Origin of the sequence: Micromonospora craniellae (assembly GCF_014764405.1) — a bacterium.
GTDB lineage: Bacteria > Actinomycetota > Actinomycetes > Mycobacteriales > Micromonosporaceae > Micromonospora > Micromonospora craniellae.
The window spans coordinates 1,706,486-1,720,331 of sequence record NZ_CP061725.1; the positions used below are offsets into that span (position 1 = coordinate 1,706,486).

11 protein-coding genes, 1 tRNA gene, 1 other RNA gene and 1 pseudogene are annotated in these 13,846 nt (G+C 68.1%); 2 read left to right on the forward strand and 12 right to left on the reverse strand.

All coding sequences use genetic code 11. The features are described 5' to 3' along the window. Positions 1–33: 33 nt before the first annotated feature. Together ID554_RS07750 and ID554_RS07755 are read right to left on the reverse strand one after the other, a co-directional pair. Positions 34–885, reverse strand: coding sequence for an HAD family hydrolase (locus tag ID554_RS07750; protein WP_223884484.1), 852 nt, complete (start codon positions 883–885; stop codon positions 34–36). Positions 886–962: 77 nt separating this feature from the next. Beyond that, positions 963–1,958, reverse strand: coding sequence for an acyl-CoA dehydrogenase family protein (locus ID554_RS07755; protein WP_117231244.1), 996 nt, complete (start codon positions 1,956–1,958; stop codon positions 963–965). On the opposite strand from ID554_RS07755, the gene ID554_RS07760 reads away from it, so the two are divergent. Continuing rightward, a protein-coding gene (locus tag ID554_RS07760) for an IS3 family transposase (RefSeq protein WP_396888540.1) occupies positions 1,933–3,365 on the forward strand; the annotation gives its coding sequence in 2 pieces (ribosomal slippage) (positions 1,933–2,290 and positions 2,290–3,365; 1,434 coding nt in all). The genes ID554_RS07755 and ID554_RS07760 overlap by 26 nt on opposite strands. 22 nt (positions 3,366–3,387) lie before the next feature. Here ID554_RS07760 and ID554_RS07765 read toward each other — a convergent pair. From ID554_RS07765 to ID554_RS07780, 4 genes and pseudogenes are all read right to left on the reverse strand, one after another. Continuing rightward, positions 3,388–4,476, reverse strand: a pseudogene (locus ID554_RS07765) (IS256 family transposase); the annotation flags it as partial. A 24-nt stretch (positions 4,477–4,500) separates the two neighbouring features. Further along, positions 4,501–5,445, reverse strand: coding sequence for a site-specific integrase (locus ID554_RS07770; protein ID WP_223884486.1), 945 nt, complete (start codon positions 5,443–5,445; stop codon positions 4,501–4,503). A 665-nt stretch (positions 5,446–6,110) separates the two neighbouring features. Then, positions 6,111–6,186 (reverse strand) — tRNA-Ala (locus tag ID554_RS07775). Positions 6,187–6,289: 103 nt separating this feature from the next. Next, a complete protein-coding gene (locus ID554_RS07780; protein WP_117229379.1) occupies positions 6,290–6,880 on the reverse strand; it encodes a YqgE/AlgH family protein in 591 nt (196 codons plus the stop codon). Between the two features lie 271 nt (positions 6,881–7,151). Between ID554_RS07780 and mdlC the strand changes: the two genes are divergently transcribed. Continuing rightward, a complete protein-coding gene (mdlC, locus tag ID554_RS07785; RefSeq protein ID WP_117229380.1) occupies positions 7,152–8,747 on the forward strand; it encodes a benzoylformate decarboxylase in 1,596 nt (531 codons plus the stop codon). A gap of 66 nt (positions 8,748–8,813) precedes the next feature. Here the strand turns inward: mdlC and ID554_RS07790 are convergent, their stop codons facing one another. The 6 genes from ID554_RS07790 to prfB form a co-directional block, all read right to left on the reverse strand. Continuing rightward, positions 8,814–9,782: a hypothetical protein gene (locus tag ID554_RS07790; protein ID WP_117229381.1), complete on the reverse strand. Its 969-nt coding sequence runs from the start codon at positions 9,780–9,782 to the stop codon at positions 8,814–8,816. Positions 9,783–9,875: 93 nt separating this feature from the next. Further along, positions 9,876–10,251: a transfer-messenger RNA gene (ssrA, locus tag ID554_RS07795) on the reverse strand. A 108-nt stretch (positions 10,252–10,359) separates the two neighbouring features. Further along, positions 10,360–10,839: an SsrA-binding protein SmpB gene (gene smpB, locus ID554_RS07800; protein ID WP_117229382.1), complete on the reverse strand. Its 480-nt coding sequence runs from the start codon at positions 10,837–10,839 to the stop codon at positions 10,360–10,362. Positions 10,840–10,972: 133 nt separating this feature from the next. Continuing rightward, positions 10,973–11,848 carry a permease-like cell division protein FtsX gene (gene ftsX, locus ID554_RS07805; RefSeq protein ID WP_117229383.1) on the reverse strand — a complete coding sequence of 292 codons (876 nt, stop codon included), beginning with the start codon at positions 11,846–11,848 and terminating at the stop codon, positions 10,973–10,975. Positions 11,849–11,916: 68 nt separating this feature from the next. Further along, entirely contained in the window at positions 11,917–12,597 is a 681-nt protein-coding gene (gene ftsE, locus ID554_RS07810; RefSeq protein ID WP_117229384.1) for a cell division ATP-binding protein FtsE, read from the reverse strand. Positions 12,598–12,715: 118 nt separating this feature from the next. Continuing rightward, on the reverse strand, positions 12,716–13,837 hold the full coding sequence (gene prfB, locus ID554_RS07815) for a peptide chain release factor 2 (RefSeq protein WP_117229385.1): 1,122 nt from the start codon (positions 13,835–13,837) through the stop codon (positions 12,716–12,718). Between the last annotated feature and the right edge of the window lie 9 nt (positions 13,838–13,846).

Sequence of the window (13,846 nt, forward strand, 5' to 3'; positions counted from 1 at the left end):
GCTGGCGTACGGAGCGGAGTCACGGGGTGTTCCTCATCGTTGTTCTCGGTCGTGCTTATGGGAGTGGTGGCTCGCTGCTGTTGTGGCAGGCGTTGTCAGTCGGCCGCGTCGTTCGAGAGGGGTGGGCGGTAGGAGGTGAAGTAGGTCGCCGATGGCGTGGGTGACGGTGGGGTACCGGGGCACGGTCGACGGGTGCGGTGGGATGTCCGTCGGCTGGTGGGAGATCCAGATCGGAATCAGGCCGGCTGTTTGAGCGCCTTGGATGTCGGTCCGCCAGTTGTCGCCGATGTGCAGGCATCGTGTGGGGTCGACGTTCAGTGCCCGGCTGCAGGCGTGGAAGGGAGCGGCGTGGGGTTTCGCAATCCCGCTGTCCGGAGCGCAGATGACGGCGGTGACGAATTGGGTGAGGCCGGCCCTGCTCAGCTTCTGCCGGATCGAAGCGCGCGGCCCGTTGCTGCAGACCGCGAGCGGTACGCGGTCTGCCAACGTCCGTATAAGGCGGTGGAGTTCCGGGTCCGGCTCAATTTTGGCGAGCTGGGTGGCGGCGCACGTGTGCGCCAGCCGGTCGAGGTCGGTGCTGTCGAGCGTGACGCCGATGCTCCGCAGCGCTGTGCCCCAGAACCGTCGACGCAGGTCGTGCAGGCTGTGGGTGCCGGTGTCGGCGGGATGCGTCCAGAAGGTTCCGAACGCCTGGTAGTAGGCAGCGGTCAGCTCGTCCGGATCGACCTGCGAGGACAATTGAGCTGCGAGTTGGCTGCCTGCTCTGACACCGTGGGCGAGGCTCGTGCTGGTGTCGACGAGGGTGTCGTCGACATCGAAGCTGACGGCCACGGGCGGGCGCAGCGGCGACGAACCGAGTCGCGTGCGAAGGTAGTCGGCCAGCACCGGCAGCGTATCCGTGGAACGCCCGAGGTCGTGGGTGGGTGTAAACAGGTGACACGCTCTCGTCGCTAGCGTGGGTGTCATCGCCCCACGCTCACTGCGGCTCGGCGGGGTACGGGGGTTTTGAAGCGGGCGGACCAGGGTGGGGCGGTCGTGCCGAGGGCGTGTTCGGCGAGCCGGAGGAGTTGGATGTCGGAGGTACCGGCCGGGGCGAAGATGTGCAGGGCGTCTCGGAGGTAGCGCTCCAAGGATGACTGCTGGGGGTGTAGGCCGTGCGCGGCGTGGATCTCCATGGCGGTGCGGGCGGAGTCGATGGCGTACTCGGCGTTGATGAGTTTGGCGTTGATGAGTTCGGCGTCGCAGGGTTGTCCGGTGTCGAGCAGGTGGGCGGCGTGGTAGACGGCCAGTCGGGCGGTCATCAGCCGGGATTGGATGGCGCCGAGGCGCTGTGTGACGACTGGTAGGTGGGCCAGCGGATCGCCGTATCGGTGCTGGCTGGCGGTGTAGGCGATGGTCGTGTCGAGGATCGCCTGGTGCAGGCCGAGGGCGACGGCGGCGAGGTTGGGTCTGCCGTACAGGATGCTGGAGGAGTAAGCGACGTCGAGACCGTCGCCGTCGGCGCCGAGCCGGTTGGCCGCGGGGACGCGGCAGTTGTCGAAGACGATCTCGCCGAAGCTGAAGCCGTGCAGTCCCATGGCGGGTTGATGTGGGGTGAGGTGTACGCCGGGGCGGTCGGCTTCGATCAGGAACGCGGACAGGCCACGGGAGCCGGGTCCGGTGCGGGCCACGACGCCGTGCAGGTCGCCGATGTGGCTGTTGCCGACGAAGGTTTTGGTGCCGGTGATGAGGTAGTCGTCGCCGTCGCGGACGGCGGTGGTGGTCATGCCGAGCACGTGGCTGCCGGATCCGGGTTCGGTGACGGCGATGGTGGGCAGGCAAGCGCCGGCGGCGATACCCTGTCTGCCAGGGTGAGTTGAGGCCAGCGGTTCATAGCAAGTCCGCCGGACAGGGCGAGTTGAGGATTGAGAAGCGTTGACTACTGCTGTTGACATGGCCGTGGCCGAGGATGGGGTCATGAGTCGTAAGAAGGGACCGCGTTCGGGTGGTCCGCGTGCCCGCCGGTCGTTCACCCCGGGTCAGAAGTTGGAGCTACTGGCCGGATACGAGAAGGCCGTCGCGGCCGGTGACGGTGGGGCGTTCCTGCGGCGTGAGGGCTTGTACTCGTCGTTGATGTCGGAGTGGCGCCGGGCCCGTGACGCCGGGTTGTTGCAGGGCAAGCCGGCTGGGCAGACGGTAGGGCGGCCGTCGGCGGAGCAGGCGGAGATCGCCCGGTTGCGCCGTGAGCTGGAACTGGCGCAGGCGAAGTTGGCGCGGACGGAGACGGCGTTGACGATCATGGGAAAAGCGCGCGAGCTCTTGGAGGACATCTCCAGGAGCGAGCCGGACGGTCCGGACGTGTTCGGGCTCGGCAGACGCTGATGGACACCTACCACCAGCTGACCAGCGCGAAGGTCCCGACGCGGGAGGCGAAGCGGCTGACCGGGATCGCTCGGTCCAGCGCGGATCGGGACCGGCGGCGTCCGACACCGGCCCGGCCGATGCGACGCACGCCAGCGAACGCGCTCACCCTGGCCGAGCGGGAGCATGTGCTGCGGCTGGTGAACAGCCCGGAGTTCGTCGACGCGGCCCCGGCGCAGATCTACGCGGCGCTGCTGGATCAGGGTGTGTACGTCGGCTCGATCGCCACCATGTACCGGATCTTGCGCGAACACGAGCAGGTCCGCGAGCGTCGCCGGCAGGCCCGGCGCCCGGCCCGGCAGCGCCCGGAGCTGGTCGCCGACGCGCCGCGGCAGGTCTACACGTGGGACATCACGAAACTCGCTGGCCCCGTGAAAGGGATCTACTACGACGCGTACGTGATGATCGACGTCTACTCCCGGTACATCGTCGGCGTCCGCGTGCACGCCCGCGAGTCCGGCCCGCTTGCCGAGAACATGATGCGCGAGGTGTTCGACGTCCACGGCGTCCCCCACGTGGTCCACGCCGACCGGGGCACGTCTATGACCTCGAAATCGGTCGCTGACCTGCTCGAAGACCTTCAGGTAGCCCGCTCGCACTCGCGGCCCAAGACGTCCAACGACAACCCGTACAGCGAAGCATGGTTCAAGACGTTGAAGTACGCGCCGGTCTTCCCCAACCGGTTCGCGTCGCTCGCCCACTCCCGAGCGTTCATGAACGACTTCGTCACCTGGTACAACCACGCCCACCGGCACTCCGGAATCGGCCTGCACACCCCCGCCGACGTCCACCACGGCCGCCACCACCAAGTCCACGCCGCACGCCTCGACACTCTCGCCGCAGCCCGCGCCGCGCATCCGGAACGGTTCGGCGCCACCACCCGGACCACACCAAAGATCCTCGACCTGCCCGAACAGGTCTGGATCAACCAACCCCAGCCCCAGCCGCAACAACAAGCCGCTTAACTCCCGTTGGCCTCAAACCCTTGACACGTTCCGTCTCGGCGTCGAAGGCCAGGAACGGCACGAACTCGGCCCAGGCGTTCTCCCACAGCTTCACGATCGCCGGGTAGCGGCTGCTCCATGCCTCGGCGAACTCGAGGAATCGTTCGGTAGCGGCGGCCTCGGTCGGTGCGGTGTAGACCGGTTTGAGTGCCTTGGCAATCGCGTCCCAGTGCTGGCGGGCCGCGTAGCGGAACGAGTTCCTGAGCAGGTGCACCACGCAGGTCTGGACCACGGTGCGGGGCCAGACCTCTCCGATGGCATCCGGCAGGCCGGTCAGTCCGTCACAGACGGCCATGAGCACGTCGTCGACGCCCCGGTTCTTCAGTTCGGTGCAGATCTGCAGCCAGAACTTGGCGCCCTCCCCGCCGTCGCCGGCCCACAGGCCGAGGATGTCTCGGTGGCCGTCGGCGGTGACCGCGAGAGCGACGTAGATCGGCCGGTTGGCGACCTTCCCGTCCCTGATCTTGACGTTGATGGCGTCGAGGAAGACCACCGGGTAGACCGGATCGAGGGGCCGGTTCTGCCACTCGGTCATACCGTCCATCACCTTGTCGGTGATGGTGGAGATCGTCTGGCGGGAGACCTCGGCGCCGTAGACCTCGGCCAGATGCGCGGAGATCTCGCCGGTGGTCAGGCCCTTCGCCGACAGCGACAGCACCAGGTCCTCCACCCCGGACAACCTGCGCTGACGCTTCTTGACGATGGCCGGTTCGAACGAGCCCGCTCGATCGCGTGGCACGTCGATCTGCACCGGCCCGACATCGGTGAGCACCGTCTTGGACCGGTTGCCGTTGCGGGAGTTGCCGGAGTTCGCGCCGGCCTGGTCGTGTTTGTCGTAGCCGAGGTGGTCGGTGATCTCACCATCGAGGGCCGACTCCAGCACGATCTTCGTCAGCTGCTGCAGCAGCCCACCCTCACCGGACAGCTGCAGCCCCTGCTCACGAGCCTGGGTCACCAGCTGTGACACCAGCGCCGGGTCGACACCCCCTGGCGTCGTCTTCGTACGCGGCCGCTTGGCCTTCTCGTCACCGGGCACAGCGGCAGTGTCCACCGCATCGGTCGTGATCGTCATCAGGTGCTACTCCCTTGATCGGAGTTACACCGTTGTTTTTACAGTCCCGATACAGAGAGCCCGGAACCGGTCCGTGAAGTATTTCGGATGGTACGGCGTACCGTCCTCCTTACAGAAGACGTAGCCGAGCTCCTTGTACAGCAGGCCAGCTTCGGCCATTTCCTTCTGCTGTCGGCGCTGGTGCTCCGACAACACCGTGCCCAAAGCGGAGCCGAAGAGGATGGACCTCTTGCTCTTGCCCTTCGGCGCCTTCTCGACGACGCCGCCCTCGACTTCGCCGGATGCAACAGCGCGTTGCCAGTGGACGTGGAGGATCTTGCGATCCAGATCGATCTTCGACCACTTCAACCCGGCCACCTCGCCGCGACGCAAGCCGCACACGACGACGAGCACCCAGGCCGCGTAGAGGCGGTCATCGGCGATGTGCGCCAAGAATTGAGCACACTGCTTCGCCGTCCAAATCCCCTTTCGGCCATGTTCCTCACGTTCGTCGGGGCGTGGCTGCCGGACGCCATCGATGACGACGCCAAGGTCCTTGAGCGCCTTCATCAGTGTCCGGTGGACGTGCCTGACCGTCTCCGCCGAAAGCCCCGTACCCCTCCGGCCGCCCTTCCTCAACAGATGACGGTAGAAGTCGTTGATCGTTTGCCTGTCCAGGTCATACAGTCGCCGAGCACCCAGCCGCGGAATGATGTACTTCATGATCGCGTTGCGGTAGTTGCTCAGCGTTGTCACCGCAACATCCAGTTCGCGCTCTTCCAGCCACTTCACCAGTTCAGCGGCCATCGTGCCGTCTGCCGCCAACTCGCTTTGGCCGAACTGCTTGCGAGCCAGTTCCTCGGCCTTTAGGGCCTCCTTCTCCGTCTCGAACCCGCGAACGAACTTTTGCTTACGCTTGCCGTCATCTCCACGCGGCAGATCGATGACGTAGTACCAGGTGTTCCGTTTCGGGTCTTGTCGGACGCTCATCGCCGGACGCCGTTCAGCGGGATTCGGGGCGCAGAAATGCGCATCCGCGCTTGCCCGGCAGGCAACGACCGGCCCTTCGCATACGATCGGCGCACAGGGCTCGTGGCCTCGCCTCTGGCGAGACGGCTCGCTGGGACGATCGCTAGCGCCACCGGCCGGGCAGGCTGCGATCGTCGGGTCTTAGGGTGGTTCATGGGTTGGACCTCCTGCGTCCAATCAAGGTCCCGGTCAAGTGGTGGAGCACGTGGCCGGGACCGCCATCCATACCTGGGCGCGACGATCCGGAGCACGGTGATCTCACCGCGCTCATCGTGAGCGGCCAGGGTTATCGGGAGCGCTACGGCTGAGAAGGCTGTCCCACGCAGGCACCGCAGAAGAAGCGGCGTGCAGAGGCGTTCCGGAGAGACAGACGGAAGTCTGACCTCGCTGCGGCCCCACTCATCGTTGACGAGCGTCGGACCGTCAAGGTGCTACGCCTTGGGTACGGCAGGGCGTCAGGAACTAGCCCCACACCTGAATCGCGGACCGCCATCTTTCCTCCCGTGCTCACAGCCGAGCGCCATGGGAGTCAGCGTAACGGATCATTGTGAGCACAGCTGTGAGCACAAGATCACGGTAGATCGGCCTCTGCCGATGAATTCCACCCTTCCACCTGCGGTGGAAAATGGTGGAGCCGAGGGGACTCGAACCCCTGACCCCCACACTGCCAGTGTGGTGCGCTACCAGCTGCGCCACGGCCCCTTGCTGTCGTACCCGGTCGCCCGGGCACTGGGAGAACTATACACGCGCTCGCTGGCATGGTCATCTCTCGGGGGTCTCCCGCGCGACGGCGTCGCGAGCGGGTTCAGTTCAGTGCCACGTCCGGGGGGAAGTGCGCCACCGCGGCCATCATGCCGCCCTGCCGGCGCAGCACCATCGGCCACAGGTCGTCCGGGCGGTCGACGAACGCGTCACCGGGCAGCGCGTCCAGCACGAACCAGGAGCCGTCCTCGATCTCCTGCTCCAACTGTCCCGCGCCCCAGCCCGCGTACCCGGCGAAGACCCGGATGCTCTCCACGCTCTCCCGCAGCCGCTGCGGGTCGACCGAGAGGTCGAGGGTGCCGACCGCCCCGGAGACCTGGTGAAAGCCCTTGAACCGACGGACCGGCTGCCGCATCCGGGCGAGGCAGATCGCCGAGTCGGGCTGCACCGGGCCACCCTCGAACAACACCGCCGGATGGCGGGCCAGGTCGCCCCAGTCGCGCAGCACGTCGGCCACCGTCACCTCGGTCGCCCGGTTGAGCACCACGCCGAGCGCGCCGCCGGGTTCGTGCGCGACCAGCAACACGACTGTGCGGTCGAAGTTCGGGTCCTTCAGCGCCGGCGTCGCCACCATCAGTTTCCCCGCCATCGACTCCGTCGCCCGTCCGCCGATCGCCTGCCCCTCTTCCTGCATCACCGCACCCGTCAACCGTGAACCGGGCGGCGGAAGCGATCGCACATCGGGACGGCGGACCCGATCGGCACCATCCACGCTGTCTTAGCCATGCCTGGCACCATAGCCTGCGTCCACGGCGGTCGCGTAGGTCTGATCGTCGGGTGATCGACACCGGTGTTGGCAGGCAGGGGCGAAACCGCGCCGACGGCCGGGGCAGCGGTCGGAACGGACCGCCGCGCAAAGGCGAAAAGCCCTATGGAACCGGGTCGCCCGGATAGATTCGAAGGCGATGGCAACGGTCCGGGACACCACCTACGAACTGCTCCGCGTCCTCGGCATGACCACCGTCTTCGGTAACCCCGGCTCCACCGAGGAACCCTTCCTCCAGGATTTTCCCGCCGACTTCCACTACGTGCTCGCCCTTCAGGAGGCGTCCGCGGTGGGCATCGCCGACGGGTACGCCCAGGCCACCGGCGGGCCCGCGCACGTCAACCTGCACACCGCGCCCGGCACCGGCAACGCCATGGGCAACATCGTCACCGCCTGGCACAACCGGACTCCGCTGATCGTCACCGCCGGCCAGCAGACCCGGGAGATGCTGCTGCTCGAACCCCGGCTCGCCGCCCGGCACCCCACCGAACTGCCCCAGCCGTACGTCAAGTGGGCCCACGAACCGGTCCGCGCGCAGGACGTTCCGGCGGCGCTCATGCGGGCGTACGCCACCGCCGTCCAGCCGCCCGCCGGGCCGGTCTTCCTCTCCCTGCCGCTGGACGACTGGGCCCAGCCCGCCGACCCGCCACCCCAGGCCCGTACGGTGGCCACCCGGTTCGCTCCCGACCCGCGGCGGCTCGCCGAGTTCGCCACGGCGTTGGCGGGCAGCCGGTCACCGGCGATCGTCCTCGGTGCGGCGGTGGACCGGGCCGGCGCGTGGGAGCACGCGGTCGCCCTGGCCGAGCGGCTGGCCGCCCCGGTCTGGACGGCGCCAGCACCGGAGCGGACCGCCTTCCCCGAGGACCATCCGCATTTCCAGGGCGTCCTGCCCTTCGCGATCGCCCCGTTGGCCGAGCGCCTACGTGGGCACGACACCGTGCTGGTGGTCGGTGCCCCGGTGTTCCGCTACTACCCGCACGTACCGGGCGAGACGCTGCCCGGCGGCGTACGGCTGCTGCACGTCACCGACGACCCGGAGGAGGCAGCCCGGGCCCCGGTCGGTGACAGCCTGCTCGGCGACGCCGGCCTCACCCTCGCCGCGCTGGCCGACCGGGTGCCGCCGGCCGACCGGCCTCCGCCACCGGTCCGCTCCGAATCCCCGGCGGTGGAGGACACCGTCCCGCTCAGCGCCGACGCACTCTTCGCCGCGCTGGCCGCGCACTGGCCCGAGGACGCGGTGCTGGTGCAGGAGTCGCCGTCGAACCTGTCCGCACTACGGCGACGGCTGCGGTTCACCCGACCCGGGTCGTACTTCACCATGGCCAGCGGCGGGCTCGGCTACGGCCTGCCGGCGGCGGTCGGCATCGCGCTGGCGCAACGCGACACCGGCCGGCACCGACCGGTGGTCGCGGTGATCGGCGACGGCTCGTTCCACTACTCCGTGCAGGCGCTGTGGACCGCTGCCCGGCTGCGGCTGCCGCTGGCCGTCGTGGTGCCGGTGAACCAGCAGTACGCCATCCTCAAGGCGTTCGCCGACCTCAAGCAGACGCCCGGCGTACCCGGACTGGACCTGCCCGGGTTGGACATCGCCGCGATCGCCCGTGGCTACGGCTGCGCCGCCACCGTCGTCGACACCCCGGACCGGCTCGGCGAGGCACTCGGCACCGCGCTACGCGCCGACGGCCCGACCGTGTTGCCCGTCCCCATCCGCACCGACATCCCCCCGATCCTGTGATGTGAAAGGAAGGGCCCCCTACTAACGCCTCGTGTATAGGAAGGGACCCTTCCTAACACACACACGTCAGCCGGCGGCGAGGCGTAGCGGGGTGCCGCTGAGCACGTCCAGAACGGGACGCGCGCCCACCGGGGCCTTTAGCGTCACCTCCGCCGGGTGCAGGTTGAGCCTCTCGTCGCACCCGCCGGTCGGCGGCACGACCGTACCGCCGACCACGATCACCTGGTCCTGCTCCAGGACCAGCGGAGTGATCTCGGTGTCGCAGCTGCCCACACCGAGCCGGAACCTCAGCGTCGTACCGTCGGCCGTCTCGATCTCCTGTGCGCCCACCAGTCCCGGTGCGGGCGTCCCGGACGGCGGGGAGGGCGTGGGCGGGGTGGCGACCGCCTCGGGCGCGACCGCGACCCGGGCCACCACCGCGCCGATCTCCGGCACGGTGAACAGCCAGGCCGGCACCTGCGCCGCTCCCCGGGTGGTGTGCACCGGCGCGACACCCAACTCGACCTTGGTGACGGTGAGCGCGACGCAGTCACCCTGCGGCCGGCTGCCGACCGCGCTGTCCGGTCCGTCGCCCGGCGCGGGCGCCGGCGGGATGGCCGGGTCCGTCGGCCCCGGACAGGCGCCCGGGTCGCTCTGGCGCAGCTCACGGTACGCCTGCGCCGCGCTGACCAGCGGAACCCGCGCCGACCCGTCCGGGAAGCGTACGGTGCCCTCGGCCGGCTTACGGTCGGGCAGGTCCACGGTGGCGCGGTACCACCCGGCCTGGAAGGCGGTCTTGGTCTGCGGGGTGAAGTCGGGTTCGCCGACGAGCACGGTGGGTTCCTGCAACGGTACGTAGCCCGTGGTCCAGGCACCGTCGGGCCGCCACGCCTCGGCCACGGCCGCCGCCCGCTGTGTGAACGCCCCCTGCCGGTCCTCCGGCCCGCCCGGCTGGCCGGACGCGGCACCGGACTCGTCCGGCTCGGTGCCCACCGGGGCACACCCGGCCACGATCATCATCAGGGACAGGCTCAACAGGGCGACTGATCGGCGCATACCCGGTTCGACGGGTGACCGCCCGACGGGGTTCCCGCCCGAGATCGAAACGACTGCGCGCCCCGGTCGTGATGACCGGGGCGCGCAGTACGGGGGTGGAGGTGCCGGGATTCGAACCCGGGTCCTTCGCTGCCTTGTCAGGGCTTCTCCGAGCGCAGCTCGCTGTGCCTCTACTTGGCCCCTCCGATCACGCGAGCGAGTCGGTGTGACGGGCCCAGTCGCTGATTGATCTCGCCGCACGGACCCCGCGACCGGGTCCGGTTGGCCAGCCTTCTAGCTGATGCCGGCTATCTGGGTCGAAGGCGCTCCCAGGCCGACAGACTTGCTACTCGCCTCAGGCGGCGAGAGCGAAGTCAGCGCGATTGTTCTTGGCGCTTATTGGTTTCCGACGAACGATTCTCGAGACGACGTCGGCTTCCTCGGCTCGCTTCCCCTGCCGCAACACACGAAGTCGAAACCAGTCACCCCCTCGACGTGCCGCCGGAGATCCGGCGACTCTGACAAGCCTAACGCCTGCCGCAACCGGATTCATCCCGAGCCTGGGTCGACCGACCTGAGACCGGACGATCCGGACAAATCAGCCATCCATCCCTTTGCCTCGCCGACCGACGGCCCGCATGATCTCCCGATCCGCGTCCCGCTTCGCGAGGTCCTGGCGCTTGTCGTACGCCTTCTTGCCCTTGGCGAGGCCGATCTCCACCTTGGCCCAGCCGTCCGAGAAGTAGACCTGCAACGGCACCATGGTCAGACCGCTCTCCCGGGTCTTGCCGATCAGCCGGTCGATCTCCAGCCGCTTGAGCAGCAGCTTGCGGGTCCGCCGGGGCTCGTGGTTGGTCCAGGTGCCCTGGGTGTACTCGGGGATGTGCATCCCGTGCAGATACAGCTCGCCGTCACGCTCCTGGGCGAACGCGTCGACCAGCGACGCCCGCCCGGCCCGCAGCGACTTCACCTCGGTGCCGGTCAACGCCATGCCCGCCTCGTACGTGTCGAGGATGGCGTAGTCGTGTCGGGCCTTCTTGTTGGAGGCGACGACCTTGCGTCCCTTTTCCCGTGGCATCGCCGGCCCCCTCTCTCGTGAACGCCCCCCGGCTGGCGGCGCGGCCCGCCGCTGAGCGGAGATCATGCTACCCGAACGACAAGAGCCCGCCCGCGCCGTTTGTTCCGGCACCGACGGGCCCTGCCGACGGAAACTAGACCCGCAGGTAGAACCGGAGGGTGACCCAGGCGGTGACCGCACTGATCAGGCCGCCGACACCGGCCATGATCGGGAAGGTCAACAGGATCTCGCCCCAGCTCACCGGCGCGAACAGTCCCTGGAGAGCGCTGAGCGCACCGTCGAAGAGGAACACCTTCAAGGCGACCAACGCCCCGAGACCCAGGATCGAGCCGATCAGGCCGGCCACCACCGCCTCCAGCACGAACGGTGCCTGGATGAACCAGTTGGAGGCGCCGACCAGCTTCATGACCGCGACCTCGCGCCGCTTGCTGTACGCCGCCACCTGGATCGTGTTGGCCACCAGCAGCAGCGCCGCGACAGCCATCGCGATCGCGGCGACGAGCGCGATGTTCTGCCCGGCGGTGAACAGATTGAAGATCTTGTCGAGTACCTGGCTCTGGTCGACCACCTGGTCGACGCCCTCGGCCCCGGTGTACTGGTCGGCGATGGTCCGGTACTGCTCCGGGTCCACCAGCCTGAGCCGGTACGACTCGGGCAGTTGGTCCGCCTGGACCGCGCTGAGCAGGTCCGGCGAGTCGCGGAACATCTCCTGGAAGCGCTGGAACGCCTCGTCCTTGTTGACGTAGGTGACCTGCGAGATCAGCGGGTCGGCCTCAAGCTGGCCGGCGAGCGCGGTCCGCTGCTCGTCGGTGACATCGGCCTCGAGGAAGATCGAGACCTCGATGTTCTCGAAGTACAACTGCTTCATGTCGGCGACCTTGGTGTAGATCAGGCCGCTGGCGCCGAGCATGGTCAGCGAGACCCCCATCGTGATGATCATCGCGATGGTCATGGTCACGTTGCGCCACAGTCCGACCAGTACCTCGGACAGGACGTATTTCATCCGCATCGGGATTTCCTCCGGCTCTCCGGCGTGAGGTGTTAGTCGTCAGATCGGGGTGCGGTGGGTTGCGCTCGTCACCCGTAGACGCCGCGTGCCTGGTCGCGAACGATGCGCCCACTCTCGATCTCGATGACGCGGCGACGCATCTGATTCACGATGTTGGAGTCGTGCGTGACCATCACGACGGTCGTGCCGGTGCGGTTGATCCGGTCCAGCAGGCGCATGATCTCGATGGAGGTGTCCGGGTCCAGGTTTCCGGTCGGCTCGTCCGCCAGCAGGATCAGCGGGCGGTTCACGAACGCCCGGGCCACCGCCACACGCTGCTGCTCACCACCGGAGAGTTCGTGCGGGTAGCGGTGCTCCTTGCCGCCGAGGCCGACCAACTCCAGCACCTCCGGCACGACCCGGCGGGCCACCGCCTTGGTCTTGCCGATCACCTCGAGCGCGAAAGCCACGTTCTCGTACGCGGTGCGGTTCGGCAGCAGCCGGAAGTCCTGGAAGACGCAGCCGATCGAGCGGCGGAAGTGTGGGCGCTTCCAGGACCGCATCGACGTGACGTCCTTGCCGTTCACCACGACACGGCCCTTGTTGGGGGCCACCTCGTGGAGCAGCATCTTGATGATCGTGGACTTGCCGGAGCCGGATGGGCCGATGAAGAAGACGAACTCGCCCTTGTCGATCGACACGGACACGTTGTCGAGCGAAGGCCGCGACGCCTTCGGGTACGTCTTCGTCACTTGCTCAAGCTGAATCACGGGTGGTGAGTCTACGCGGTGTAACTGTCGTGCCAAGTCCCACGCCCCGCCGTTGCGGGCCATGTCATCTAATCAGCACGTCAGGTGGAGATCGATGCTGCGGTCCGCCCACGATCGATCACGCACTGTCGCCGGCCAGTTGCTGCTGCTTACGCCAGCGGATGCCCGCCTCGATGAAGGAGTCCAGCTCACCGTCGAAGACCGAGGTCGGGTTGCCGGTCTCCTGCTCGGTACGCAGGTCCTTCACCATCTGATAGGGGTGCAGAACGTACGAGCGCATCTGGTCGCCCCAGGAGCCCGCCGCGTCGGTCTTCAGACCCTGGAGCTTGGCCTGCTCCTCCTGACGCTTGCGCTCCAGCAGTCGGGCCTGGAGCACCCGCAACGCCGAGGCCTTGTTCTGGAGCTGCGACTTCTCGTTCTGGCAGGTCACCACGATGCCGGTCGGTACGTGCGTGATCCGCACCGCGGAGTCGGTGGTGTTGACGCTCTGTCCACCCGGTCCGGACGACCGGTAGACGTCGATCCGCATCTCGTTCTCGGGGATGTCGATGTGGTCGGTCTGCTCCACCACCGGCAGCACCTCGACCCCGGCGAAGCTGGTCTGCCGCCGGCCCTGATTGTCGAACGGGCTGATCCGCACCAGCCGGTGGGTACCGGACTCCACGCTGAGCGTGCCGTACGCGTACGGCACCTTGACCGTGAAGGTGGCCGACTTCAGGCCCGCCTCCTCGGCGTAGGAGGTCTCGTAGACCTCCGTCGGGTAGCCGTGCCGTTCGGCCCAGCGCAGGTACATCCGCAGCAGCATCTCGGCGAAGTCCGCCGCGTCCACACCACCGGCGCCGGCTCGGATGGCCACCAGCGCCTCCCGGGAGTCGTACTCCCCGGAGAGCAGGGTGCGGACCTCCATCTCCTGGATGGCCTTGCCCAGCCCGGCGATCTCCGTCTCGACCTCGGTGAGCACACCGGAGTCGGACTCGGCTTCGGCGAGCTCCAGCAGCACGTTCGCGTCGTCGAGCCGCGAGCGCAGGCTGCCGAGCTTGTCGATCTCCCCGTTGACGTAGGAGAGCTGGGAGGTCACCTGCTGTGCCCGGGCCTGGTCGTCCCACAGGTCCGGGGCGGACGCCTCCTGCTCCAGGCGGGCCTTGTCCGCGCGCAGGCGATCGAGGTCGAGCACCGCCTCGATGTTGCGCAGGGTGGCGTCGAGGTCCTTGAGCTGTTCGGCGTAGTCGGCAGCGGTCACGACAGACAA

Bases quoted from the DNA above. Each gene is read 5' to 3' on its own strand.
- ID554_RS07755 (WP_117231244.1), bottom strand. From the start codon at position 1,958: ATGACCCCATCCTCGGCCACGGCCATGTCAACAGCAGTAGTCAACGCT.
- ID554_RS07770 (WP_223884486.1), bottom strand. From the start codon at position 5,445: ATGAGCGTCCGACAAGACCCGAAACGGAACACCTGGTACTACGTCATC.
- ID554_RS07780 (WP_117229379.1), bottom strand. From the start codon at position 6,880: ATGCAGGAAGAGGGGCAGGCGATCGGCGGACGGGCGACGGAGTCGATG.
- mdlC (WP_117229380.1), top strand. From the start codon at position 7,152: ATGGCAACGGTCCGGGACACCACCTACGAACTGCTCCGCGTCCTCGGC.
- ID554_RS07790 (WP_117229381.1), bottom strand. From the start codon at position 9,782: ATGCGCCGATCAGTCGCCCTGTTGAGCCTGTCCCTGATGATGATCGTG.
- smpB (WP_117229382.1), bottom strand. From the start codon at position 10,839: ATGCCACGGGAAAAGGGACGCAAGGTCGTCGCCTCCAACAAGAAGGCC.
- ftsX (WP_117229383.1), bottom strand. From the start codon at position 11,848: ATGCGGATGAAATACGTCCTGTCCGAGGTACTGGTCGGACTGTGGCGC.